The sequence below is a fragment of the Ruegeria sp. AD5 genome (assembly GCF_056542345.1).
This window is the reverse complement of record NZ_JBQFZR010000002.1, coordinates 1,477,923-1,501,518: the sequence shown is the minus strand read 5'-3', so window position 1 is coordinate 1,501,518 and position 23,596 is coordinate 1,477,923. Positions and strand designations below refer to the sequence as shown.

General features: G+C 56.6%; 25 protein-coding genes and 1 riboswitch. Of the genes, 16 read left to right on the top strand and 9 right to left on the bottom strand.

Annotation, left to right across the window (positions count from 1 at the left end):
* Positions 1-26 precede the first annotated feature (26 nt).
* The 6 genes from ACR0JG_RS16050 (at position 27) to cmk (ending at position 6,522) form a co-directional block, all read left to right on the top strand.
* Positions 27-911, top strand: a complete 885-nt coding sequence (locus tag ACR0JG_RS16050) for a hemolysin family protein (protein ID WP_170733296.1) — start codon at positions 27-29, stop codon at positions 909-911.
* On the top strand, positions 908-2,440 hold the full coding sequence (lnt, locus tag ACR0JG_RS16045) for an apolipoprotein N-acyltransferase (protein ID WP_480571006.1): 1,533 nt from the start codon (positions 908-910) through the stop codon (positions 2,438-2,440). The genes ACR0JG_RS16050 and lnt overlap by 4 nt, the downstream gene beginning before the upstream one ends.
* Positions 2,441-2,455: 15 nt before the next feature.
* Positions 2,456-2,504: riboswitch (SAM-SAH riboswitch) on the top strand.
* A gap of 5 nt (positions 2,505-2,509) precedes the next feature.
* A complete protein-coding gene (metK, locus tag ACR0JG_RS16040; RefSeq protein ID WP_480561127.1) occupies positions 2,510-3,691 on the top strand; it encodes a methionine adenosyltransferase in 1,182 nt (393 codons plus the stop codon).
* A gap of 93 nt (positions 3,692-3,784) precedes the next feature.
* Entirely contained in the window at positions 3,785-4,495 is a 711-nt protein-coding gene (trmB, locus tag ACR0JG_RS16035) for a tRNA (guanosine(46)-N7)-methyltransferase TrmB (RefSeq protein WP_480571003.1), read from the top strand.
* Positions 4,496-4,564: 69 nt separating this feature from the next.
* Positions 4,565-5,911: a 3-phosphoshikimate 1-carboxyvinyltransferase gene (gene aroA, locus ACR0JG_RS16030; RefSeq protein ID WP_170397529.1), complete on the top strand. Its 1,347-nt coding sequence runs from the start codon at positions 4,565-4,567 to the stop codon at positions 5,909-5,911.
* The gene (cmk, locus tag ACR0JG_RS16025) at positions 5,908-6,522 is read left to right on the top strand and encodes a (d)CMP kinase (protein WP_480571001.1); all 615 of its coding nucleotides are present in this window, start codon (positions 5,908-5,910) and stop codon (positions 6,520-6,522) included. Before aroA ends, cmk begins: the two co-directional genes overlap by 4 nt.
* Before the next feature lie 26 nt (positions 6,523-6,548).
* Here the strand turns inward: cmk and ACR0JG_RS16020 are convergent, their stop codons facing one another.
* Positions 6,549-7,025, bottom strand: a complete 477-nt coding sequence (locus ACR0JG_RS16020) for a YHS domain-containing (seleno)protein (RefSeq protein ID WP_170424393.1) — start codon at positions 7,023-7,025, stop codon at positions 6,549-6,551.
* 219 nt (positions 7,026-7,244) lie between these two features.
* Between ACR0JG_RS16020 and ACR0JG_RS16015 the strand changes: the two genes are divergently transcribed.
* From ACR0JG_RS16015 to ACR0JG_RS15975, 9 genes are all read left to right on the top strand, one after another.
* Positions 7,245-7,781 (top strand): hypothetical protein, encoded by a 537-nt coding sequence (locus tag ACR0JG_RS16015; RefSeq protein ID WP_480570998.1) that lies wholly within the window; start codon positions 7,245-7,247, stop codon positions 7,779-7,781.
* Between the two features lie 199 nt (positions 7,782-7,980).
* A complete protein-coding gene (locus ACR0JG_RS16010) occupies positions 7,981-9,666 on the top strand; it encodes a tryptophan halogenase family protein (protein ID WP_170404526.1) in 1,686 nt (561 codons plus the stop codon).
* A 336-nt stretch (positions 9,667-10,002) separates the two neighbouring features.
* Positions 10,003-11,679, top strand: a complete 1,677-nt coding sequence (rpsA, locus tag ACR0JG_RS16005; protein ID WP_039532111.1) for a 30S ribosomal protein S1 — start codon at positions 10,003-10,005, stop codon at positions 11,677-11,679.
* A gap of 270 nt (positions 11,680-11,949) precedes the next feature.
* Positions 11,950-12,234 (top strand): integration host factor subunit beta, encoded by a 285-nt coding sequence (gene ihfB, locus ACR0JG_RS16000; RefSeq protein WP_050603110.1) that lies wholly within the window; start codon positions 11,950-11,952, stop codon positions 12,232-12,234.
* A gap of 7 nt (positions 12,235-12,241) precedes the next feature.
* Positions 12,242-12,592: a LapA family protein gene (locus ACR0JG_RS15995; RefSeq protein WP_170397774.1), complete on the top strand. Its 351-nt coding sequence runs from the start codon at positions 12,242-12,244 to the stop codon at positions 12,590-12,592.
* Positions 12,593-12,601: 9 nt separating this feature from the next.
* On the top strand, positions 12,602-13,246 hold the full coding sequence (locus ACR0JG_RS15990) for a phosphoribosylanthranilate isomerase (RefSeq protein ID WP_480570995.1): 645 nt from the start codon (positions 12,602-12,604) through the stop codon (positions 13,244-13,246).
* Between the two features lie 45 nt (positions 13,247-13,291).
* A complete protein-coding gene (locus ACR0JG_RS15985; RefSeq protein WP_480570993.1) occupies positions 13,292-13,627 on the top strand; it encodes a hypothetical protein in 336 nt (111 codons plus the stop codon).
* Positions 13,628-13,694: 67 nt separating this feature from the next.
* Positions 13,695-14,942, top strand: coding sequence for a tryptophan synthase subunit beta (gene trpB, locus ACR0JG_RS15980; RefSeq protein ID WP_170397508.1), 1,248 nt, complete (start codon positions 13,695-13,697; stop codon positions 14,940-14,942).
* Positions 14,943-14,993: 51 nt separating this feature from the next.
* Complete coding sequence (locus tag ACR0JG_RS15975) at positions 14,994-15,626, top strand: class I SAM-dependent methyltransferase (RefSeq protein WP_480570990.1); 633 nt, start codon at positions 14,994-14,996, stop codon at positions 15,624-15,626.
* Here the strand turns inward: ACR0JG_RS15975 and ACR0JG_RS15970 are convergent.
* From ACR0JG_RS15970 to ACR0JG_RS15940, 7 genes are all read right to left on the bottom strand, one after another.
* Positions 15,623-16,003 carry a DUF2237 family protein gene (locus ACR0JG_RS15970; protein ID WP_170397502.1) on the bottom strand — a complete coding sequence of 127 codons (381 nt, stop codon included), beginning with the start codon at positions 16,001-16,003 and terminating at the stop codon, positions 15,623-15,625. The two genes, ACR0JG_RS15975 and ACR0JG_RS15970, sit on opposite strands and share 4 nt — an antisense overlap.
* Positions 16,004-16,012: 9 nt before the next feature.
* Positions 16,013-17,176 (bottom strand): serine hydrolase domain-containing protein, encoded by a 1,164-nt coding sequence (locus ACR0JG_RS15965; RefSeq protein ID WP_480570987.1) that lies wholly within the window; start codon positions 17,174-17,176, stop codon positions 16,013-16,015.
* Between the two features lie 72 nt (positions 17,177-17,248).
* Entirely contained in the window at positions 17,249-17,932 is a 684-nt protein-coding gene (gene pth / locus ACR0JG_RS15960; RefSeq protein WP_170511466.1) for an aminoacyl-tRNA hydrolase, read from the bottom strand.
* Positions 17,933-18,062: 130 nt separating this feature from the next.
* Positions 18,063-18,716, bottom strand: coding sequence for a 50S ribosomal protein L25/general stress protein Ctc (locus ACR0JG_RS15955; RefSeq protein ID WP_170397494.1), 654 nt, complete (start codon positions 18,714-18,716; stop codon positions 18,063-18,065).
* A gap of 254 nt (positions 18,717-18,970) precedes the next feature.
* The gene (locus tag ACR0JG_RS15950; RefSeq protein WP_170397492.1) at positions 18,971-20,137 is read right to left on the bottom strand and encodes an alpha-hydroxy acid oxidase; all 1,167 of its coding nucleotides are present in this window, start codon (positions 20,135-20,137) and stop codon (positions 18,971-18,973) included.
* Positions 20,138-20,301: 164 nt separating this feature from the next.
* Positions 20,302-21,093, bottom strand: coding sequence for a tryptophan synthase subunit alpha (gene trpA, locus ACR0JG_RS15945; protein ID WP_170511464.1), 792 nt, complete (start codon positions 21,091-21,093; stop codon positions 20,302-20,304).
* 79 nt (positions 21,094-21,172) lie between these two features.
* Positions 21,173-21,658, bottom strand: a complete 486-nt coding sequence (locus ACR0JG_RS15940; RefSeq protein ID WP_170404502.1) for an acyloxyacyl hydrolase — start codon at positions 21,656-21,658, stop codon at positions 21,173-21,175.
* A gap of 202 nt (positions 21,659-21,860) precedes the next feature.
* On the opposite strand from ACR0JG_RS15940, the gene ychF reads away from it, so the two are divergent.
* A complete protein-coding gene (ychF, locus tag ACR0JG_RS15935) occupies positions 21,861-22,958 on the top strand; it encodes a redox-regulated ATPase YchF (RefSeq protein WP_480570983.1) in 1,098 nt (365 codons plus the stop codon).
* A gap of 28 nt (positions 22,959-22,986) precedes the next feature.
* Here ychF and ACR0JG_RS15930 read toward each other — a convergent pair whose 3' ends face one another.
* Positions 22,987-23,379 (bottom strand): DUF4275 family protein, encoded by a 393-nt coding sequence (locus ACR0JG_RS15930; RefSeq protein ID WP_480570980.1) that lies wholly within the window; start codon positions 23,377-23,379, stop codon positions 22,987-22,989.
* Positions 23,380-23,596: the final 217 nt, after the last annotated feature.

Here is a 23,596-nt window from a genome sequence, read left to right as displayed (position 1 = left end):
TTTGCCCGATCATTTGGAACAGGATAATGGGCGAAACAGACGGCAGTTCTAGGGCGGCGCATGGCGCGCATTCTCAGAACAGCAACAATGACAGCGACGAAAGAGGCGGGCTTTTTTCTCGACTCATCGACGCATTTTCTTCTCAGGGCGAAGAGACCAGCCAGCTAAACGGGGCCGAGGTCGTCAGCGCTCAGCCAAGGGGCATGATCAACCTGCGCAGAATGCGGGTCGAAGATGTTGCGATCCCGACAGCCGAGATCGTCTCGGTCCCCTCGACAACCCCAAAAGACGAGCTTGTGCAGATTTTCCGCGACAGCGGCTTGTCTCGCATCCCGGTTTACGATGGCACGCTGGATACGCCACTGGGGTTTGTGCATCTCAGGGACTTCGCGCTGACCCATGGCTTTAACGGCAACTCGTCCGATTTTGATCTGAAGTCGATGCTGCGGACTTTGCTGTTCGTGCCGCCATCGATGCCAATTGGCGTGTTGTTGACCAAGATGCAGACCGAGCGTCGCCATATGGCTTTGGTGATCGATGAATACGGTGGGGTCGATGGTTTGCTGACCATCGAGGACCTGATTGAACAGGTTGTGGGTGAGATCGCCGACGAACATGATGCCGACGAAGATCAGCTATGGATACAAGAGAAACCCGGCTGCTACGTCGTGCAGGCGCGCGTGCCGCTTGAAGAATTCGAGGCCGAGATTGGCCGCTCACTGACCAGCCACGAAGATGTAGATGAAGAAGAGATCGACACTTTGGGCGGTCTGGTCTTCATGCTCTCGGGGCGGGTCCCGGCGCGTGGTGAGGTTGTATGCCACCCCGAAGGGCCCGAGTTCGAGGTCATTGATGCAGACCCGCGCCGGATAAAACGGCTGCGTGTCATGCTGCCGGATATTGTTGCATGAACCCTGCCGATGGGTGGCCCTTTTGGCTGCGGTTGGTGCTGGCGGCGCTGTTGGGTGTTGCAGCGGCCTGTGGTCTTGCTCCATTAGGGTATTGGCCGGTAACCGTGCTGTCGCTGGTGCTAATAGCGCCGTTGTTTCTGAGCGCTGAGACAATTCGCCGGGCGGCTTTGCTGGGTTGGGTCTTCGCAACGGGCTATTTCGCACACGCGTTAAGCTGGATTATCGAGCCGTTTCTGGTTGATGCCCAACGCCATGCGTGGATGGCCCCTTTTGCGCTGATCTTTTTATCCGGCGGGTTAGCCCTGTTCTGGGCGTTGGCCTTTGGAGTTACGAAACGCATCGGTGGAGCACCCGTCTTGCAGGCGGCTTTGCTGTCTGTGACGCTGGCACTGGTCGAGTTTGCGCGCGGCTACATTCTGACCGGGTTCCCTTGGGCTGGCATCGCGCAGATTTGGGTGGATACGCCATTTGCCCAGATCCTGTCGCTTGTCGGCCCCTATGGTTTGGGGACGCTGACACTGTTCGCCACTGTGCCATTGGGCGCAGCCTTGTTCAGTGATCGGACCCGAAGCGGCATCGTTGTACCGATCGCGTTGACCGCAGGCTGTGCGGTATTGGCTTTGATCTATGCAGCGAACCGACCTCCAGTCATGCCCTCTGGTCATATCGTGCGGCTGATTCAACCCAATGCACCCCAGGACCAGAAATGGGATCCTGCATATGCGTCAGTGTTTTTTGCACGCCAACTTGAATTCACAGCGGCCGAGCCCCGCCCGGACCTAATCGTCTGGCCGGAAACCTCGGTCCCGGCATGGTTGGGCAGCGCGCAGCCCTATCTTTCAGCAATTGGCGAAGCGGCACAGGGCGCCCCGGTAGTCCTGGGCATTCAGCGTGCCGATGGGCAGCAGATCTATAACTCGATGATCTATCTAAATGAGGAGGGTCAGCAAGACGGGCTATACGATAAACATCACCTGGTGCCCTTTGGGGAATACGTGCCATTTGGTGAAGTGATGGCACGTTTCGGTATCTACGGGATGGCCGCAACCACAGGGAATGGCTTTAGCGCGGGGCCAGGTGCCGCATTGATGGATGTAGGCGTGCTTGGCAAGGCGCTGCCGCTGATCTGCTACGAGGCGGTATTCACGCAGGATATTTTATCCGCGCCGGATCGTGCGGATTTTCTTTTGCAGATTACAAACGACGCTTGGTTCGGAACGCGTTCCGGCCCGTATCAGCACCTCGCCCAGGCGCAGATGCGTGCAATCGAACAAGGCCTACCGATGTTGCGCTCGGCCAATACCGGAGTTTCGGCAATGATTGGCCCATTGGGGCGGATCACCGAGGCGCTGGCGCTTGGGCAGGCGGGGTTTATCGACGCCGAATTGCCGCGTCCTCATGCCCCTACCGTTTATTCTCGAATTGGAGACAGTCCGGTATTTTTAGCTTTGTTGGTGCTATTTGCGCTGCTATGTCGGTACGCCCGGCGCGTAAACGACCAATTTCCGATTGACCCTGTCAAACGCTAAGCGTATTCGATCACACGCCTGCCACAACGGCTTCCTGACGTGGTGGGGAAATCTTAATGGAGCACTTTCATGTCCCGACAGAATTATATTTTTACTTCGGAATCCGTTTCCGAAGGGCACCCGGATAAGGTCTGCGATCGTATTTCCGATGCAGTACTAGACGCATTCCTGCGCGAAGAACCCGAGGCCCGCGTGGCCTGTGAAACATTTGCCACTACCGATCGTGTGGTTATTGGCGGCGAAGTGGGTCTGTCGGATCAGGACAAGTTGCATGATTATATGGCGCATATCGACGATATCGCGCGGGCATGTATCAAAGATATCGGCTACGAGCAGGACAAGTTTCACCACGAAACCGTCGAAGTGACCAACCTGTTGCACGAGCAGTCGGCTCATATCGCGCAAGGCGTGGATGCTGCCGATAACAAAGACGAAGGTGCAGGCGATCAGGGCATCATGTTCGGCTATGCCACGACCGAGACGCCAGCGCTTATGCCTGCACCGATCCAATACTCGCATGCTATCCTTCGCCGTCTCGCTGAAGTTCGCAAAAATGGCAGTGAACCCGCCCTTGGCCCGGATGCAAAATCACAGTTGTCTGTTATCTATCGCGACGGCACGCCAGTCGGTGTCAGCTCAATCGTGCTGTCGACGCAGCACATGGATGAGGCGCTGACCTCGGGTGATATTCGCGCCATTGTCGAGCCCTATATCCGTGAAACCCTCCCCGACGGCTGGCTGACCGCCGAAACCGAATGGCACGTGAATCCCACCGGCAAGTTCGTCATCGGCGGTCCGGATGGTGATGCGGGTCTGACCGGTCGCAAGATAATCGTCGACACTTATGGCGGTGCAGCACCTCACGGTGGTGGCGCATTCTCGGGCAAAGATCCAACCAAGGTAGACCGCTCGGCGGCTTATGCAGCGCGTTATCTGGCCAAGAATGTCGTTGCTGCAGGGATGGCAGAGCGCTGCACCATTCAGTTGAGTTATGCGATTGGGGTGTCAAAGCCCCTATCGATCTATGCCGACACGCATGGAACTGGCCAGATTGCCGATGCAGTGATCGAAAAAGCAGTTGGGCAGGTGATGGACCTGACTCCGCGCGGAATTCGCCAACATCTGCAACTCAACAAGCCGATTTATCAGAGGACCGCTGCTTATGGCCACTTTGGTCGTGAACCCGATGCGGACGGCGGATTTAGCTGGGAGCGCACCGATCTGGTGGACGCGCTGAAACAGGCGGTCTGATCAACAATAATAAAAAACGCGCCGGTTTCGGCGCGTTTTTTGCAAGCGGGTCACCACTTGCAACAATTTCAGACCCGCAGTATGGGCTGCGCCATGAGTACAAAGACCCCACAACGCCCTCGCAGAAATTTTTATGGCCGCTTTAAGGGCAAAACCCTGAAGCCCAGTCAAAAGACTTATCTGTCGGAAGATCTTGCTGCCTTGTCCCCCGGTGCGGTGGATTGGAACGGTAATCCTGAACGCGATCCGCTCGATCTCGTCGGTCTATTCAGAGGCAAGCCTGTCTGGCTTGAGGTCGGCTTTGGCGGCGGCGAGCATCTGGTGCATCAGGCTCAGCAAAACCCGGATATCGGCATCATCGGAGCCGAACCCTATATCAATGGTGTTGCGATGCTGTTGGGTAAAATCCGTCAGGCCGGTGTTGAAAACCTTGCGGTACATCCCGGGGACGCGCGAGACTTGTTCGACGTTTTGCCAGAAGCCAGCATATCGCGCGCTTTTCTGCTCTATCCCGATCCCTGGCCTAAGACCCGGCATCACCGACGCCGGTTTGTGACACCCGAACATCTGGAGCCTTTGGCACGCGCGTTAAAGCCGGGCGCAATTTTTCGCGTTGCAACAGACATCCCTGACTATGTGCGCCAAACGCTGGAAGAGGTGCCGCGGGCGGGCTTCGAATGGCTGGCCGAGCGCCCCGCCGACTGGCGTGAGCCGTGGGATGACTGGATTTCCACGCGCTACGAACAGAAGGCGCTGCGCGAAGGCCGTACACCCCATTACCTGACCTTCCGCCGCAAAGACTGATTGTCGCTGGACCAACCGGCCCCAATTCGCTAATCGGCCTGAGGACTGATAGCGAAAACAGGAGCCCCCATGTCCGGACACGGCACGCCCATCCCGATGACGTCGCAGCCTTGCGGCCCGCTGACAGGCACCGCAGAGGTGCCCGGGGACAAGTCGATCTCGCACCGGTCCCTGATCCTGGGGGCAATGGCTGTGGGAGAAACCAAGATATCGGGCCTGCTGGAAGGCGAGGACGTATTGGACACCGCTAAGGCCATGCGTGCCTTTGGAGCCGAAGTAACGGATCATGGCGGTGGCGAATGGTCGGTGCATGGCGTAGGCGTTGGTGGTTTTTCCGAACCAGATCAGGTAATCGATTGTGGCAATTCGGGCACTGGCGTGCGCCTGATCATGGGGGCGATGGCGACTTCTCCGATCACAGCGACCTTCACCGGAGATGCGAGCCTGAACAAACGTCCGATGGCGCGGGTCACCGATCCGCTGGCGCTGTTCGGAACGCAATCTGTCGGCCGAGACGGTGGACGTCTGCCGATGACCATTATCGGTGCTGCGGACCCCACCCCGGTGCGCTATGAGGTGCCTGTGCCGTCGGCGCAGGTGAAATCCGCCGTTCTGCTGGCAGGGCTTAACGCCCCCGGCAAGACCATCGTGATTGAGAAAGAAGCGACTCGCGATCATTCCGAACGGATGCTTGCAGGCTTCGGCGCAGAAATCACGGTCGAGGACACGGATGAAGGGCGCGTTATCACGTTGACCGGTCGGCCCGAGCTGAAGCCACAAGTCATCGCCGTGCCGCGCGACCCGTCCAGTGCAGCCTTTCCGGTCTGTGCCGCACTGATCACACCGGGCTCGGACGTGTTGGTCCCCGGTATCGGCCTGAACCCGACCCGCGCAGGCCTGTTCACCACGCTGCGCGAAATGGGTGCCGATCTGACCTACGAAAACGAGCGCGAAGAAGGGGGTGAGCCGGTTGCCGATCTGCGTGCAAAATACTCGCCCAACATGAAGGGGATCAACGTCCCGCCCGAACGCGCGGCGTCGATGATCGATGAATACCCGGTGCTGTCTGTTGTGGCCGCAAATGCGACGGGCACAACAATGATGGGCGGCGTGAAAGAACTGCGCGTCAAGGAAAGTGACCGGATCGACGCAATGGCCCGTGGCCTGCGCGCCAACGGTGTGACCGTGAACGAAGGTGACGAATGGTGGTCAGTCGACGGTCTCGGCATCGGCGGTGTGCCCGGTGGTGGGACCTGCGAAAGCTTCTTGGACCACCGCATTGCCATGTCGTTCATGGTCATGGGGATGGGGGCTAAAAAGGCGGTTTCGGTGGATGACGGCGGACCGATCGCAACGTCGTTCCCGATTTTTGAGCCTTTGATGGCCGCGCTCGGTGCCAAGGTCGAGCGTACATGAGATTCACCGTAGCTATCGACGGCCCTGCGGCGGCGGGCAAGGGGACGATTTCCAAGGGCGTTGCTGCGCATTTCGGGTTCGCGCATCTGGATACCGGTCTTCTCTATCGCGCAGTGGGGCGTCGTATGCTGCAAGGTGACGAACCGATTGCAGCGGCTGGGTCCCTGACAGCAGAAGAATTGCAGCAGGGCGATCTGCGTACGGCTGAGATCGCACAGGCGGCCTCGAAAGTTGCGGTCATTCCTGAAGTCCGAAGCGCACTCGTCGATTTTCAGCGGGCGTTTGCACGTCGCGCCGGAGGCGCCGTGCTGGACGGGCGCGATATTGGAACCGTGATTTGCCCAAACGCTGAGGTCAAACTGTTTGTCACCGCCAGCCCCGAAGTCCGGGCGGAACGGCGATATCTTGAGCTTTCGGCCAAAGGTTCGGACGTGTCACGCGAACAGGTGCTCGCGGATGTCAAAGAGCGTGACGCACGTGACGCGGATCGCAGCACAGCACCGATGAAACCTGCAGATGACGCCGTGCAGCTTGACACGTCAAACCTGAGCATTGAGGCCGCGTTGGCACGGGCGCTCGAAACGATAGAACAGAACCTGCCCGCAGCCTGAAATGGCCGCGGACAGGTGTCCGTTAACTACAATTCACCAACTGCGATGCTCTTGATATTGGTCCACTGGTCATCTGCGGTTTTAGCGGTGCCGGTGACGTCTTTCAGGAAAGCAGCGCGGGTATCAGCATTCAGGAACAGATACAGCTTGCCGTCTGCGATCAGGTACTGATCCGGATCGCCGTCGAACTTTTTGCCAACAGACACCCCGAACGAACAATAGCCACCGTGCTGGGGCAAGTAAGCCGCCGGATTGGCCTCGAACGCTTCAAGGTTTTCCGCGCTGGTGAAGTAATAGGATGCGCCGTCATAAGTCGCCGAATGATTGGCGAAGCCTTCGACCGGATTGCCATTGTTGACAAGCGCGACCAGATCGACGCCATGGGCTGCCAGGGGTGCACCAGCCGCCGACAGGCCTTTGGAGACGTTGATTTCGTCTGCGGCAAAAGCCGGAGCTGCCAGGGCCAGAGTTGCGGCTAATGCAGTAAGTGCGAGCGATTTCATAGTAGGGGTCCTTTCCCTTTTTGGTTCAAGGCTCGGGTCCGCCCCAAGCCGATGTAACTAAGTTAGAAAAGGTTCTTCGGACGGGTAATCGCAGATAGGTCATGAGATTTTGCAGATCGTCCAAAGATCAGAGCGTTTTGCAAAAACTGTTCACATAGCTTTGTTTGGCCACCTGTCCGATGGCCGCCTAAGCTTGTTGGACAACCGTAGGAGCGGCCCATGAACAGACTAGCCCTGTTTTTGTTCTTTCTTGCAGGTAGCGTAGCTGCGCAGCAATCAGATACGCCGGTGCCCGAGGCCGAACCTCCGATGACTTACGAGCGTCTGGGAAAAATCATCTTTGCGCTAGATCCCGAGGCGCAACCGATCGGGCCGGGGTTTGAGTTGACGATATCTGATGTGACGGTGCTGGTTGTCACCGATACCAATGCTGATCGCATGCGGGCGATGGTCGCGATTGGCAGTGCTGCGGATTTGTCGCCAGCCGATTTGCAACGGATGATGCAGGCAAATTTCGACAGCACGCTGGATGCGCGCTATGCGATCGCAAATGGCACCTTATGGGCTGCGTTCATTCACCCGCTTTCGCTGTTGCAAAGGGATCAGTTGATCTCGGGTCTGGCCCAGACTGTGAATATCGCCAACACCTATGGCACATTGTACACCGGTGGCGCGGCGGAATTCGGAGGGGGCGACAGCCATGATCTGCAGCGTGAGCTGATCGAAGAACTTCTGAAGAAGGGTGAGAAAATCTGACACTTGTCCAAAGTAGGCGCAAAGCCTGAATTCTGATGACGAATATGCCTGCGACCATGGGTGTCATAGGCTCTAGCTGGATGCTTGAAAGCTGTTATAGTCTTCCCACAGCTAAATAAGGGAAAGCTGCTGTTAATCCCCAACACTCAAAAAAAGGGGGAGGCAGCTACAAAATCCCAAGCCAACAGGGACAAAAAATATGAATAATCGTTTGCGTAAGATCACCATCGTGGGTGGTGGTACGGCGGGTTGGATGACTGCGCTCATCCTGGACATGGTGTTCTCCCGCACGTCAGCACCCAAGGATCGCCCACGCATTTGCTTGATCGAAAGCCCCAACATCTCGACTGTGGGTGTCGGTGAAGCGACGGTGCCGCGTATGCCGGTCACGCTCCGTCAGGCGGGCATATCAGAGCGGGATTTCTTCCGCGAAACCAACGCATCGTTCAAGTTGGGAGTTAAGTTCTGCAATTGGAACAACGACGCCAAGGGCAATCGGATCGACTACGTAAACCCGTTTGCCCATGGTCAATTGCTGGAGGGATTGGAGGCTGCCGAGTATTTTCTGCGTTTTGGTAACGGGGATCGGGATTTCACGCAGTCAATCTCACCGCATGATGATCTGGCCCGGTTGTGCAAGGGTGCGCGCCCGTTGGGTGCACCTGAGTTCGAACAGCGGTTTGGCTATGCCTATCATCTGGATGCCGTGAAATTTGCGGGCATGCTGACAAAGGTCTGCGCCAAGCGCGGCGTCGAGCATATTCAGGATGAGGTGCAATCGGTCGAACTGGACGAGCAGGGCAATGTCAGCCACCTGATGTTAGAGCGCAAGGGACGCCATGACATTGAGATGGTCATAGATTGCACCGGTTTCCGGGGGTTGATCATCAATCAAGCGTTGGGCGAGCCGTTCATGGATTACTCGGACTACTTGCCCAACGACCGTGCCATGGCCTTGCAGATCGAGCACCCTAACCCCGAAAAGATCGAAAGCGTTACACGCTCGACCGCGCTTGGTGCGGGTTGGACGTGGCGTGTGCCGCTCTACAATCGTGTAGGTACGGGATATGTGTATTCATCCGCGCATCGGACCGATGATCAGGCGGCCGACGAATATCTTGAGTGGTTGGGCGACAGCGGCAAGGGGCTGACACCGCGCGTGATCCCCATGCGTGTTGGACGTGTACGCAATGCCTGGGTTAAGAATTGCTTGGCGATCGGTTTGTCTGGTGGATTTATCGAACCGCTTGAAAGTACCGCGATCCACATGATCGATCACGCGATCCGCTGGTTTGCCGAGCATCTGCCGACCCGCGATATCGAGCCCGCGCTGCGCAACCGATATAACCGGCAGATGAACAAGCTTTATGACGAGGTACTGGATTTTATCTGCCTGCACTACCGGTTGGGTAACCGCACCGATGATCAATATTGGATCGACGCCCGCACCGAGATGAAGATTCCGGATCGGTTGGCCGAGAACCTTGAGCTGTGGCAGCATCGTCTGCCGATGGAACACGATATCGAGTTTGCGACGCTGTTCAATTTCCGCGTCTATCAGACGGTTCTTCTGGGCAAACAGGTGTATGATACGGGGTATGGCGAAGGTATCCGTGATCGTCTGCGACCGTTGAAGAAACCGATTTGGTTCCAGTGGTGGAAGGGGGCAAAAATGGACCTTGCGCAGATCCTCAAGACCATGCCGGATCACAAAACCCTGCTGCGAGATATCCGGGGCGAGTTGGAGAAGCCTGCCTTTGGCAAGGCCGCAATGGGGCAGCCGACTGTCGCAATGCCGGGCGCGAAACCGGCACCCGTGGTGATCGAGAACATGCCAAACCTCGCTGAGATTCAAAGCGGCAAGAAGGATCTGCAACTGTTCTAGCGCCGCATGGTATCATTCGGCAGAACTGACAAAGAAGGCCGGGGATCGGATCGCGTTTGCTTCGATGCCCGGACCTGATGTTCGGATTTTGTGGGATTGGCCAGTGTTTAAGGGCTTTGCTCTTGCACATGACACGGAATCCGCCTATACGCGCGCTGTCTGAACAAGGGCGGTTAACGTCCGGATGACGTATCTGAGCAGGGCCGGGTTACCTCGGCCCTTTGTGTTTGTTAGCTCGGGCGCGTTCTGGATCACGCATTCAGGCATCATGAAACAAGACCGGCGGAGACAACCGCTCGGCCAGCAAAAACGTTATGTAAAGGAAAACAACGCCACATGGCTAACGCATCCATGGAGGAATTCGAAGCCCTCCTGAATGAAAGCTTCGAAATGGACACGCCCGAAGAGGGTTCTGTTGTCAAAGGCAAGGTTCTGGCGATCGAAGCCGGCCAAGCCATCATCGACGTGGGCTACAAAATGGAAGGCCGCGTTGATCTGAAAGAATTCGCAAATCCCGGCGAAGCCCCTGAAATCGCTGTAGGCGACGAGGTCGAAGTGTACCTGCGCGCCGCAGAAAACGCCCGTGGCGAAGCCGTCATCTCGCGCGAGATGGCCCGCCGTGAAGAGGCATGGGACCGTCTGGAAAAAGCATATGCCGACGACCAGCGCGTCGAAGGTGCAATCTTTGGTCGCGTCAAAGGTGGCTTCACCGTCGATCTGGGTGGCGCAGTTGCGTTCCTGCCCGGCTCGCAGGTTGACGTTCGCCCCGTGCGCGACGCTGGCCCGCTGATGGGTCTGAAGCAGCCGTTCCAGATTCTGAAAATGGACCGCCGCCGTGGCAACATCGTTGTTTCGCGTCGCGCTATCCTAGAAGAATCGCGTGCCGAACAGCGTGCCGAAGTCATCGGCAACCTGTCCGAAGGTCAGACCGTCGAGGGTGTTGTCAAAAACATCACCGAATACGGTGCATTCGTTGATCTGGGCGGCGTTGACGGCCTGCTGCACGTCACCGACATGGCATGGCGCCGTGTGAACCACCCGTCCGAGATCCTGACGATCGGCGAAACCATCAAGGTTCAGGTCATCAAGATCAACAAAGAGACCCACCGCATCAGCCTGGGCATGAAGCAGCTGCAGGAAGATCCGTGGGATCTTGTTGCTGCGAAATACCCGCTGGGCTCGGTCCATCAGGGTCGCGTCACCAACATCACCGACTACGGCGCGTTCGTCGAGCTGGAAGCCGGTGTCGAAGGTCTGGTGCACGTGTCCGAGATGTCCTGGACCAAGAAAAACGTCCACCCCGGCAAGATCGTTTCGACCAGCCAGGAAGTCGACGTCATGGTTCTGGAAATCGACGGCGCCAAGCGTCGCGTGTCTCTGGGCCTGAAGCAGACTCAGCGCAACCCATGGGAAGTGTTTGCAGAAACACACCCCGAGGGCACCGAGGTCGAAGGCGAAGTCAAGAACATCACCGAATTCGGTCTGTTCATTGGCCTCGAAGGCGACATCGACGGCATGGTTCACCTGTCCGACCTGTCCTGGGACGAGCGTGGCGAAGATGCGATCCAGAACTACCGCAAAGGCGACATGGTTTCGGCCGTCGTCTCGGAAGTTGACGTTGAGAAAGAGCGTATCTCGCTGTCGATCAAAGCCCTGGGCGGTGACAAGTTCGCCGAAGCCGTGGGCGGCGTGAAGCGTGGTTCGGTCATCACCGTCGAAGTGACCGCGATCGAAGATGGCGGCATCGAGGTCGAGTACGAAGGCATGAAGTCGTTCATCCGTCGTTCGGACCTGTCGCGTGACCGTGCTGAGCAGCGCCCCGAGCGTTTCTCGGTCGGCGACAAGGTCGACGTCCGCGTCACCAACGTCGACAGCAAGACCCGCCGTCTGGGCCTGTCGATCAAGGCACGCGAGATCGCAGAAGAGAAAGAGGCCGTGGAACAGTACGGTTCTTCCGACTCGGGCGCGTCGCTGGGCGATATCCTGGGTGCAGCACTGAAGTCGGGCGACTAAGTCCGGGGCGTATCCCAAACATGAAATTCGGCCTCGCACCATGGTGCGGGGCCGTTTTTGTTGCGAATCAATATCTTCCAAATAGTCGGCTTAATTTGCCTATCGTTCGCGCATGAAGTGTGGAAATCAGGCCAACGGGCAAAAATTCGCGTGAGATTGTCGCAAAATGCCGCCTTTGCTGGCAGAGTATCCGTTCCCCCGATCCGGGTTTTTTCCTATACTGTCAGAACTATAGGCTTGTCACATCGTCCGCCTGGGAGGGTATTGCGTATGATCCGTTCAGAATTGATTCAGAAAATTGCCGACGAAAATCCGCATCTCTATCAACGCGACGTCGAGCGGATCGTGAATACCGTTTTTGAAGAAGTGACCGACGCCATGGCACGCGGCGACCGCGTAGAGCTGCGCGGTTTCGGCGCGTTTTCGGTGAAAAAGCGTGACGCACGTGTAGGCCGCAATCCCCGCACCGGTGAAACTGTGCAGGTTGAAGAAAAATGTGTTCCATTTTTCAAAACTGGCAAGTTGCTAAGGGACCGTTTGAACGGTAAAGCCTAGCCTCATGATGCGCTACATTCGTTATGCTTTTCTGGCTGCATTGGGGATCGTTCTGGTCTCGGTTTCGCTGGCCAATCGCCAAATTGTTGAACTTAAGCTTATGCCGGATGCTTTGTCCGAGTTGCTGGGGTTCAACCTGTCAACCTCCTTGCCGCTGTTTCTGGTCGTGCTGGGTGGGGTTGTTGCCGGCCTGGTCATCGGCTTCCTGTGGGAATGGCTACGCGAGCATAAGCACCGCAAGGATGTGACCGTGAAGCAAGGCGAAGTGCGCAAGCTTGAGCGTGAAGTTAAGAAGCTCAAGAAAAAGCAGAATGAAGGTCAGGATGATGTGCTGGCCATTCTGGATGAGGCAAGCTGAGGCCCTACGATGCCCGCTGGTATCCGAGTTAAAATCTGCGGCCTGACCGCCCCTGACCACGTGCGCGCTGCTGTGGATGCGGGCGCGGGTTATGTTGGTTTTGTGTTTTTCCCCAAATCCCCGCGGCATGTTGAGCCCCAGACAGCTGCGACATTGGCACAGGAGGTGCCCGCGGGCGTCGCCAAGGTGGCGCTGACAGTGAATGCGACGGACGAGGATCTGGACCACATTCTTTCGATCGTGCCTCTGGATATGTTGCAACTGCATGGCAAAGAAAGTCCTGAGCGTGTGCAGCAAGTGCGAGACCACTTCGGCCTGCCAGTAATGAAGGCCATTGGTGTGGCCGAGGCCGAAGACCTCGCGGCCATCGATCTCTATTCAGATGTGGCGGATCAGCTGTTGATCGACGCAAAGCCACCGCGAAACGCGGAGCTGCCTGGTGGTAACGGTTTGTATTTTGATTGGCACCTGCTGGCAGGTCGTAAATACTGGCGTAGGCCATGGATGCTGGCCGGAGGTCTTACCCCTGACAATGTCGCAGAAGCGGTGCGAATGACCGGCGCACAGCAGGTGGATGTCTCATCCGGCGTCGAAAGCTCTCCGGGTGTCAAGGATGCCGGGCTGATCCGCGCCTTTATCGACGCGGCAAGTTGATCTGATAAGCACGAACCTGCGTATCTCCTCAAAATGGGGGAGAGCATGCTGGCAGTGATCGGCGGAGTTTCACTTAAACGATGGTATCACGGGCCCGAGTTCTTCTGGCGCGCTCATCAATCCTTGCGGCAGGCACGCGGTGACGCGCTGTGCCTGCATGCCGAGGTATTTGTGCGTCAAGGCTGTTATTTTTCATACACAGTCTGGCATGATGTCGAAGTTATGCTGACATTCGCACATTCCGGCCCTCATCGCCGTGTAGTACGCGCGTCGACCCGTCTGGCCGATATCAATGTGTTCTGTCAATTTCCCTGCATTGCTGTTCCAAGTCGAGTTCAGGCATTTCAGGTGTGGGAACAGCGCGCTCAGGCGGCGGAATGATACGTTTTGCGATGGCAAATCACTCCGTCACCTCCTATGAACATCGGGTACGACGAGGGAGACTTCCATGGCCAACGATCTTTTTAATTCCTTCATGTCCGGCCCCGATGAACAAGGCCGCTTTGGCATCTTCGGCGGGCGCTTTGTCAGCGAAACGCTGATGCCGCTGATCCTGTCACTGGAAGAGGAATATGACAAAGCCAAGGATGACCCCACATTTTGGGCCGAGATGGACGATCTGTGGGCAAACTACGTGGGTCGCCCTTCGCCGCTCTACTACGCGGAACGCCTGACCGAACATCTGGGCGGCGCAAAGATATACTTGAAACGTGACGAACTGAACCACACCGGCGCGCATAAGATCAACAATGTGCTGGGCCAGATCATTCTGGCGCGGCGCATGGGAAAGACCCGGATCATCGCCGAGACCGGGGCAGGGCAGCACGGCGTGGCCACAGCCACCGTCTGCGCCAAGTTCGGCCTGAAGTGCATTGTCTACATGGGTGCCCATGACGTTCAGCGCCAGGCCCCGAACGTGTTCCGCATGCGCCTGCTGGGAGCCGAAGTGATCCCGGTGACATCCGGCAGGGGTACGCTGAAAGATGCGATGAACGACGCTCTGCGCGACTGGGTGACCAATGTGCGCGATACCTTTTACTGCATTGGCACCGTTGCTGGCCCGCATCCTTACCCGGCGATGGTACGCGACTTCCAGTCGATCATCGGCAAGGAAGCCAAGGAACAGATGCAAAAGGCCGAGGGCCGTTTGCCCGACACCATCATCGCCGCCATCGGAGGTGGTTCGAATGCGATGGGCCTATTCTACCCGTTCCTCGACGACAAGGATGTGAATATCATCGGTGTTGAAGCGGGCGGCAAGGGCGTGAACGAGAAGATGGAGCATTGCGCCTCATTGACCGGAGGTCGTCCGGGCGTGCTGCACGGCAACCGCACTTATCTGCTGCAGGATGATGATGGGCAGATTCTCGAAGGCTATTCGATCTCGGCCGGTCTGGACTATCCGGGCATTGGCCCCGAGCATTCCTGGCTGCACGACATCGGTCGCGCCAACTATGTCTCGATCACGGATAAAGAAGCGCTTGAAGCGTTCCAGTTGTGCTGCGCTACCGAAGGTATCATACCTGCGCTGGAGCCCTGCCATGCGCTGGCGCATGTTATGAAAATCGCGCCGGAATTGCCCAAGGACCACCTGATCTGCATGAATATGTGTGGCCGGGGGGATAAGGATGTGCAGACCGTCGCACGGTACCTGAACTTTGATATGTCGGATACCGAAGGTCGCGCAGCGGACTGATTAGGCCTAACAGGCTTTGCGCCTTTGAGGAACTATGCCAGTTTGCATTGCATGTGCAGTGTTTCCTCAAAGGCCGGGCCCGACCGGCTTGAACAGAAATACGATCAGGCCGCTCCGGGCTGGGCAGACAAGATGCGCCTGCTGGGGTATTTCGATGCCTATCTGGGATTCCTGTCCTCGGACCCGCAGGCCGAATTGGGCCGTAACGCATTGGATATCGGGTGCGGTACGGGAGCCTTTGCCGAAGCACGCGCCGTGATCCGGCGCGAAGGGCATGTGACGCTTTTGGAACCTTCGGCCCGAATGCTGCAACTGGCAGGGTCAGCGTTGCAAAGGCGCGGTGGAAACGCCGAGACTGTCCAATCGCGCTTGGAAGAGTTCCATCCTGCATCCCGTTTTGACTGCCTGTTGGCTGCGCAGGTTCTGGAGCATTGCGCTGATCCGATAGATGCTTTGCGCCGCATGCGCGATCTGGCTGAACCGGGTGCAACGCTTTGGTTGGTTGTCAGCAAGCCACATTGGTGTAATGCGATCATCTGGTTCCAATGGCGGCACCGAACCTATCGACCGGATATTGTGGCGGAGATGCTCGCGCGTTCGGGCTGGGATCTGCAGGCCGAGCATGGCTTTCCAACCGGGCCGCCGTCGCGCACGTCTCGCGGATATCGGGCGATCGCCATCTAGTGCTCGTCTTCAGCGCGCTGCATTTTTAGAATATGGAGAGGTACGATATCCAGCGCCCTCTGGTGCGTGGCTTCAAGGTGCACCTTGGGCGCGCATCCCTCGTCATGGGCTTGCAAAAAGCGCCCCGCACACAAGCACCAGCGATCACCAGGCTTGAGCCCAGGAAAATCGAATTCAGGCCGGGGTGTGCTCAGGTCATTTCCGACATATTTCGAATAAGCCAGAAACTCTGCCGTCATCACGGCGCAGACCGTATGGCTTCCCTGATCCTCGGGGCAGGTGTTGCAGGCACCGTCGCGAAAGAAACCGGTTAATGGTTTGCGCGAGCAAGGCGCGAGCACGCCGCCCAGAACATTGATGCTGTCTTGCTTCTGCATGATGGTATCTTACAGGCTTCGCGCAATTTTGCGGAACATTTCTATGTTCTGCTCACCGACACCGGGATCGCGGAACTTTCGGTCTGCGCCCGTCGTGACAATCAGAACACCACGTGGCTGGTCGAAGTAAATGTACTGCCCATACACACCCCGCGCCATGAATTCACCTTCATGGGCACCGATCGGAATCCACCATTGATAGCCATACCCTATCTTGCCCGGTTCGGTCGGTGCGCTTGGCCAAGTAGCGGCGTCGATCCAATCCGCGGGTACAATCTGCCGTCCATCGCGTTCGCCATCCTGCAAAATCAACTGCCCGAACCGGGCAAAATCGCGCGTTGTGAAGTTGAGACCGCCCAACACAAATGCAACGCCTGCTCCATCGGTGATGTAATAACCTTCTCGCTCCAACCCCAGCGGTGCGATCACTTTCTCGGTCAGTAACTCTGCAACGCTGCGTCCTGTTGCCCCCCGGATGACCATTCCGATCACATGAGTATCGATCGACACATATTGCCATGTTTCACCCGGCGCGACGAAACTGTCCTTCAACGAAGCCGCGAAGTCGTCCAGTTCACCTCCCAGCGCCACGACGCGGCCCATGCGATTGATGTCGGAATTATAGTCCAGATAATCCTCGTCAAAGGTCACGCCGCTGGCCATGTTCAACACGTTGCGGATCGTGGCGGTCTCATAGGCGCTGCCCTTGAGGTCGGGTGCGTATTGCACAACCGGATCGTCGAGCGAATTGATCGCGCCTTCATCCAGCAAAATACCGAACAAGGCAGACAAATAGCTTTTAGCAATTGACCAGGAGATCCTGCGATCATCCGGCCCGGTGTCCAGATAGTATTCTTCGAAACGAATTTCTCCGTCCTGCATCACCAACAGGGATGTTACCGAGCGATCTTCGATCCACTGGTCTGTTCCATCGGGAAGATCGAAGCCGGGCCCATACGGCAGCTCCCAGGTCGGGCCATTGCCACGCGGCAGAGTGACCGTCAGAAAGGCTTCGTCCATATTCGAAAAGTTGTGGACGATCTTTTCTTCTGAAAACAGCGAATTCACCGCCATCAGGCGCTGGATTTCCTCGCGTTTCCAAAATCCGACAACCGCCGCTGCCAATGCCAAGGTCAACAGGATACGCAGCAGCCATCTGAGCGCTGTTTTCATTCGTCACCTCCCTTTGCCTCTGACATTGGACTTTGGCCTGAGGCTTTGCGCAAGCGCAACGTTGCGGAATGATTATCTGAATTTATCCAGCAGCTTTTGCATGGCCGAACGCTCATCGGGCGCTGAAACGGCTTCGGCGGCAGCTTTGGGGGGCGTTTCAGGTTTAGTGGGCTGCTTCGATGATCTGGGTGGAGCAGTGCGCAGTGCAACGGCATTCATGAATTTCCCGCTTTCGTCATCGGCAAGATAGGTGGCACCGTCCGAGACGCCGCGCAGCACGTCATCCAGCCAGTCCGCATCCGCCTTTGCAAAGTCGCTTAGAACATAAGGCGAGACCATTTCTTTGCGGCCCGGATGACCGATACCCAGCCGCACGCGATCATAGGCCGGGCTGATATGGTCGTGGATCGACCGCAACCCGTTATGGCCTGCGTGGCCACCGCCTGCCTTAACGCGCACTTTACCAGGTGCCAAGTCCAGCTCATCATGGAAGACGGTCACGTCCGTCGAGTCGAGCTTGTAGAAGCGCATTGCCTCTCCCACTGACTGGCCAGAGCGGTTCATGAAGGTTTGCGGCTTGACTAGCAGCACTTTCTGGCCGCCTAGACGTCCTTCGGCAATTTCCGCCTGGAACTTGGACTTCCATGGACCAAACCCGTGATCTTGGGCAATTCGCTCTAACGCCATGAAGCCGATATTGTGCCGGTTGCGAGCGTATTTTGATCCCGGATTTCCCAAACCGACAAACAGTTTCATCGCTTTGTCCCTTACAGTCTCGCGTCGTTATCTCATTGCATGGATCAGGGGATGTTTTCCAGCCCCGTACACGCAAAAGAAAACGGGGCCCCAGATGGCGCCCCGTTTCAAATCTGGATTTGATCCGGATTTATTCTTCTTCCTGGCCGATGACTTCAACTTCATCTGCAGCCACTTCTTCCTCATCACCCTCTTCGTCGTCGCTGGTCGACAGACCGGTGGGTGCCGAGACGTTGGCGATCACGAAGTCACGATCGATGGTGGGCTTGGTGCCTTCGGGCAGCACAACCGAAGAGATGGTGACAACGTCGTTGATTTCCATGCCAGTAAGATCAACAGTGATCTTCTCAGGAATGTCACCGGCGGTGCAGAGCAGTTCAACCTCGGGGCGGACAACGGTCAGAACGCCACCCTTTTTGATACCGGGGGCTTCTTCTTCGTTGATGAATTCAACGGGGATGAACAGCGCGATCTTGGTGGTCCGACGCAGGCGCATCAGGTCCAGGTGGGTCGGCAGGTCTTTGACAACGTCACGCTGGACATCGCGGCAGATGACGCGCACGTCTTCGTGACCTTCGACTTTCAGGTTCCACAGGGTCGACTTGAACCGGCCTGCTTTCAGGCGCTTGAACAGTACGTTGAACGGGATCTGGATCGGCAGCGGCTCTTTATCGCCTCCAAAAACAATGCCCGGAACCATGCCATCGCGGCGTGCTTGACGAGCGGCGCCCTTGCCTGTCCCCGTCCGTTCCAGAGCTACGAGATCAGGAATCTCTCCAGCCATGATAATTCTCCAATGTTAGGGCGGGCATCCTCCAAGGCTGTATGCCCGCGTGAAGCCGCGTCCTTAGCTTGATTCAGTTGGTTTGGAAAGGGCTTTTTGTAGCCCGAGAAATTTTGCGAGGCTCTGCCTCGCGCTCCGAGGTATTTACGGCCAGATGAAGGACGGATCCTCTGCTTCATCTGGCTGCAAGTACCTTGAACGAGACGCTCAATGGGCGGCCATGCGGCGTCTCCATCTACTTGGGAGGCGTAGGATCAAGCCTGCCAGCGACCGCCAAAGTCTTCGGGGACTAGAAGATTGTGGCGCCCAAGATCGGCTACGTTGCGTTCACCGCAAAGTGCCATCGTTGTATCGAGCTCTTTCTGGATCACTTCCAATGCTGTTGTGACGCCTTTCTGACCCATTGCACCCAGCCCATAGACAAAGGCGCGACCAATAAAGGTGCCCTTGGCCCCAAGCGCCAGAGCTTTCAGCACGTCTTGCCCTGAACGGATGCCGCTATCCAGATGCACTTCGACATCACTGCCGACGGCATCCATGATCTCGGGCAGAACCCGGATCGAGCTGAGCGCACCATCCAGCTGCCGTCCACCATGGTTTGAGACAACAATTGCATCTGCGCCCAGCTTGGCAGCCATTTTGGCATCCTCGGCATCGAGTATGCCCTTAAGGATCACCTTGCCGCCCCATTGTTCCATCAGCTTCTCGACTTTGCCCCAGTCGAGGCTGGGATCGAATTGCTCGGCGGTCCATGTGCCGAGCGAGCGTGTATCTGTGATGCTATCGACATGACCGACGATATTCCCGAATTCTCGGCGCTTGGCACCTAGCATCTCGATGCCCCAGGCCCATTTCGTCATCAGGTTGGCGATGGTCTTGGGGGTCAGCTTTGGCGGCGCAGATAGGCCATTCTTCAGGTCCTTGTGTCGTTGGCCAAGGATTTGCAGATCAAGCGTAATGACAAGGGCCGAGCATTTCGCATCCTTCGCGCGCTGGATAAGTCGCCCGACATAGTCCTGATCTTTCATAGTGTAGAGCTGAAACCAGAAAGGGGCCGAAGTGTTTTCAGCGACATCTTCGATCGAATTGATCGACATGGTCGACAGTGTGAAGGGTACACCAAAGGCTTCGGCGGCTTTGGCCGCTTTGATCTCGCCATCCGCGTGCTGCATTCCTGTCAGGCCTACCGGAGCCAATGCAACGGGCATGGATACATCCTGCCCGATCATCTGCGATGCGGTCGAGCGCCCTGTCATGTCTACGGCGACCCGTTGGCGCAGGCGGATATCTTCGAAATCCGACGTATTCTCGCGGAAGGTTTGTTCGGTCCAGCTGCCGCTTTCTGCATAGTCAAAAAACATGCGCGGAACGCGACGCTCATAGATCCGTTTGAGGTCTTCGATATTGGTAATAACTGGCATTGATCAGGTTCTCGCAGGATTGGTTAAGTTTCTTTACCAATTATTATGAAACACTGCAATGCCCGCTTGCTGCGGTTGGTTGCCGCGTGGTCAAAACAAAAATACACCGCAGTGGGCGGCGCGCCTGCTGCGGTGAAGAACCATCTGAAAATGGAAAGAAATTGTTAGGCGGAGTGCGCGCCATCTGACAGTGTTTTGACAAAATCCAGAACCTCGGTCACCGGTTTTCCGGAACCGATCTGGCTGACAATGGCAGATCCAACTACCGCGCCATCGGATACACTCGCGATGTTGCGAGACTTTTCTGGCGTATTGATGCCGAAACCGACGATCACGGGCAAATCAGTTGCAGCTTTGATCCGAGCGACCTCGGGCCCAACATCGGTTGCCTGCGCTTCGGCAGCACCGGTTATGCCGGTAATCGATACATAATACACAAAGCCGGATGTGTTTTGCAGTACGCGAGGCAAGCGTTGGTCATCGGTCGTCGGCGTCGCCAAGCGGATGAAGTTCAGCCCGGCAGCTTGCGCGGGCAGACAAAGCTCTTCGTCCTCTTCGGGGGGCAGGTCGACGACGATCAGCCCGTCGATCCCCGCTGATTTTGCATCTGCTAGGAACTTCTCGACACCTCGGCTGTAGATCGGATTGTAATATCCCATCAGCACGATCGGTGTGGTGTCATCGGATTCACGAAAGGCGCGGGCCAAATCCAGAGTGCGTTGCAATGTCATTCCACCATCCAACGCCCGTTGGCCAGCAGCCTGAATGGTCGGGCCATCGGCCATCGGATCGGTAAAGGGCAGGCCCAACTCGATGACGTCGACACCTGCGCCGGGCAAACCCTTCACGACCTCCAGCGAAGTGTCATAGTCGGGATCTCCGGCCATGACATAAGCTACAAATGCCTTTTTGCCCTGTTCCTTCAGGGCGGCGAATTTGGCGTCGATACGGGTCATCGGAAGTCCTTGCACTCGGGTTTGGACCTGATGTGCAGAAACTTTCGCTGAAAATCAATCCCGCTTGGTGGGCTTCCGATCAGAAGGCGTAATGGTATCTCAGCAAAAGTGCGTTTACACCTGGGTTGTCTTCCTGCGTGCTGGCGTTGGATATATGAGTGATAGCGGCAGACAGTTTGTTGCCGCTTTCCAGCGTATAGCCAAGGCCCAGTAAGCTGCGTATCTGAAAACTGCCGCCCAGATCATTCAGTTCGTTGGATTCACTATAGTATCCCGGCATGACACTGCCCTCGATGAACCAACGGTCCGCAAAAGTGTAAAGCCCGATCAGGCCCGCGCCAACATGCGTGTCACCGTCGGTATCAACAGACAGGGACGCACCCCAGGTGGCGCTGAAACGGGTCGCTTCGTAGAAAGAGCGATGCTGGTATTCCAGCGAAACAATCGCCTGATCTTCGCTCTCAGCGCTGGAATAATCTGCGTAGCCTGCTCCGAAAATGATGGATTGGGCCTGTGCTGCAGTAGCGGCTGTCAGCGCAAAAGCCAGAATAACAAGGGATTTCATTTTTACCTACTATGTCCGTCGTTCGTTGGTATTGGTTTTATTGAGGAATGTAGGTGCATGTTTTCAATGGACGCAAGAACACAATTCGATGTCGATTTTGTGATGTGGCAGAATAGACTCGCGGCAGTGTTCAGGCACTTTGCCTTGCGCATTGCACCGGACCTGCCTAGAAGCGGCGCTCGAATGGTATCAGGAGGCCGTCATGGGCTTTAAAATGGGAATCGTGGGTTTGCCGAATGTTGGCAAGTCGACCCTCTTCAACGCACTGACCAAAACTGCGGCAGCTCAGGCGGCGAATTTCCCGTTCTGCACCATCGAACCCAATGTGGGGGATGTCGCCGTTCCTGATGACCGGCTGGATAAACTGGCGGCGATTGCGTCCTCGAAACAGATCATTCCAACCCGCATGACCTTTGTGGATATCGCGGGGTTGGTGAAAGGGGCCTCGAAAGGCGAGGGGCTGGGCAACCAGTTTCTGGCAAACATCCGCGAGACTGACGCGATTGCCCATGTGCTGCGTTGTTTCGAAGATGGTGACGTGACCCATGTGGATGGCCGCGTTGATCCGGTGGCCGATGCCGATACGATCGAAACCGAGCTGATGCTGGCCGATCTGGAAAGCATCGAAAAGCGTCGCGCCAATCTGGTGCGCAAGCTGAAGGGCAATGACAAAGAAGCGCAACAGCAGGACCGCCTGCTGGCCGAGGCGCAGGAGATGCTGGGAAACGGCAAGCCAGCGCGTCTGGTTGAAGTGTCTGATGAAGACGCTAAAGCATGGAAAATGCTGCAACTTCTGACCACCAAGCCGGTGCTTTATGTCTGCAACGTGTCCGAAGAAGAGGCCGCCGAAGGCAACAAGTACTCTGCCAAAGTCGCTGAGATGGCTGCCGCGCAAGGTAATGCTCATGTCATTATCAGTGCCAAGATCGAGGAAGAGATCAGCCTTCTGGAAGACGACGAGGCACAGATGTTCTTAGAGGAAATGGGTCTGGAAGAGCCCGGCCTCGACCGTCTGATCCGTGCCGGTTACGACCTGCTCAAGCTGGAAACCTATTTCACCGTCGGCCCGAAAGAGGCCCGGGCCTGGACCATCCGCACCGGCACCGCCGCACCACAGGCCGCAGGTGTCATCCACGGAGACTTTGAGAAGGGTTTCATCCGTGCCGAGACTATCGCCTATGACGACTACATCGCCGCCAATGGCGAACAGGGTGCCAAAGAGGCGGGTAAGATGCGGGCCGAAGGGAAAGGCTACATCGTCAAGGATGGCGATGTGATGCACTTTTTGTTCAACACCTGAGAAGCCACCAAAGCAGTCACTGCTCAGCTTATAACCTCGGATTTTCTGCGAAGAACGGGCCGATATCGGGTTGCTCGTGCGTGAACGCCATTGTCCACTTCATGTTGTGGTGGGCTACGTAGATATCCGCGCCAAAAGATGTGAAATCTGGATATGTTTCTGAGACGCAGCGATACGACCATTTGATATCTTCATCAAAGATAACATACGCGGCAGGCCACTGGTTCTTATAGGCATTTAAAGCGTCATCGCCCGCCCGCGCGATTTGAAACCCGTAACTGAAACCATGCCAGCGGATGCGATTGTGAATCCAGGAACCGGTTGATTTCTTTACACTCCCGGCGAATGTCTGATGCCAGCATTGAACAACCTCACCACCTTCTTTGGAATTGAGAGGATCAAAATCGACGCATTCACGCACCAAGAAGTCCTCAATTTGGTTTCTCGTAAGGTTCATGGAATAATTCGGTTCTATCTTTTTGTTAAACTGGCATATCGCGCGTTATGGCGAAGTGTCAAAACCGCTCAGGTGGCAAGATGCGATCCCGTTGGTTTCATTTGGGCTGGAACAGCAGTTCGGCAGGCTCAACCACCCGAGTATTGCATGTACCTGAAACGCCGATCCTTTGGCAGCCAAC

Coding starts and splice junctions, on each gene's coding strand:
- ACR0JG_RS15950 (WP_170397492.1), bottom strand. CDS start 20,137: ATGCCAGTTATTACCAATATCGAAGACCTCAAACGGATCTATGAGCGT.
- ACR0JG_RS15965 (WP_480570987.1), bottom strand. CDS start 17,176: ATGAAAACAGCGCTCAGATGGCTGCTGCGTATCCTGTTGACCTTGGCA.
- ACR0JG_RS15970 (WP_170397502.1), bottom strand. CDS start 16,003: ATGCAGAAGCAAGACAGCATCAATGTTCTGGGCGGCGTGCTCGCGCCT.
- ACR0JG_RS15990 (WP_480570995.1), top strand. CDS start 12,602: ATGCCCGCTGGTATCCGAGTTAAAATCTGCGGCCTGACCGCCCCTGAC.
- trmB (WP_480571003.1), top strand. CDS start 3,785: ATGAGTACAAAGACCCCACAACGCCCTCGCAGAAATTTTTATGGCCGC.
- metK (WP_480561127.1), top strand. CDS start 2,510: ATGTCCCGACAGAATTATATTTTTACTTCGGAATCCGTTTCCGAAGGG.
- ychF (WP_480570983.1), top strand. CDS start 21,861: ATGGGCTTTAAAATGGGAATCGTGGGTTTGCCGAATGTTGGCAAGTCG.
- ihfB (WP_050603110.1), top strand. CDS start 11,950: ATGATCCGTTCAGAATTGATTCAGAAAATTGCCGACGAAAATCCGCAT.
- ACR0JG_RS15985 (WP_480570993.1), top strand. CDS start 13,292: ATGCTGGCAGTGATCGGCGGAGTTTCACTTAAACGATGGTATCACGGG.
- aroA (WP_170397529.1), top strand. CDS start 4,565: ATGTCCGGACACGGCACGCCCATCCCGATGACGTCGCAGCCTTGCGGC.
- ACR0JG_RS15995 (WP_170397774.1), top strand. CDS start 12,242: ATGCGCTACATTCGTTATGCTTTTCTGGCTGCATTGGGGATCGTTCTG.
- pth (WP_170511466.1), bottom strand. CDS start 17,932: ATGAAACTGTTTGTCGGTTTGGGAAATCCGGGATCAAAATACGCTCGC.
- ACR0JG_RS16020 (WP_170424393.1), bottom strand. CDS start 7,025: ATGAAATCGCTCGCACTTACTGCATTAGCCGCAACTCTGGCCCTGGCA.
- lnt (WP_480571006.1), top strand. CDS start 908: ATGAACCCTGCCGATGGGTGGCCCTTTTGGCTGCGGTTGGTGCTGGCG.
- ACR0JG_RS16050 (WP_170733296.1), top strand. CDS start 27: ATGGGCGAAACAGACGGCAGTTCTAGGGCGGCGCATGGCGCGCATTCT.
- ACR0JG_RS15955 (WP_170397494.1), bottom strand. CDS start 18,716: ATGGCTGGAGAGATTCCTGATCTCGTAGCTCTGGAACGGACGGGGACA.
- cmk (WP_480571001.1), top strand. CDS start 5,908: ATGAGATTCACCGTAGCTATCGACGGCCCTGCGGCGGCGGGCAAGGGG.
- ACR0JG_RS15940 (WP_170404502.1), bottom strand. CDS start 21,658: ATGAAATCCCTTGTTATTCTGGCTTTTGCGCTGACAGCCGCTACTGCA.
- ACR0JG_RS16010 (WP_170404526.1), top strand. CDS start 7,981: ATGAATAATCGTTTGCGTAAGATCACCATCGTGGGTGGTGGTACGGCG.
- ACR0JG_RS16015 (WP_480570998.1), top strand. CDS start 7,245: ATGAACAGACTAGCCCTGTTTTTGTTCTTTCTTGCAGGTAGCGTAGCT.
- rpsA (WP_039532111.1), top strand. CDS start 10,003: ATGGCTAACGCATCCATGGAGGAATTCGAAGCCCTCCTGAATGAAAGC.
- trpB (WP_170397508.1), top strand. CDS start 13,695: ATGGCCAACGATCTTTTTAATTCCTTCATGTCCGGCCCCGATGAACAA.
- trpA (WP_170511464.1), bottom strand. CDS start 21,093: ATGACCCGTATCGACGCCAAATTCGCCGCCCTGAAGGAACAGGGCAAA.
- ACR0JG_RS15975 (WP_480570990.1), top strand. CDS start 14,994: ATGTGCAGTGTTTCCTCAAAGGCCGGGCCCGACCGGCTTGAACAGAAA.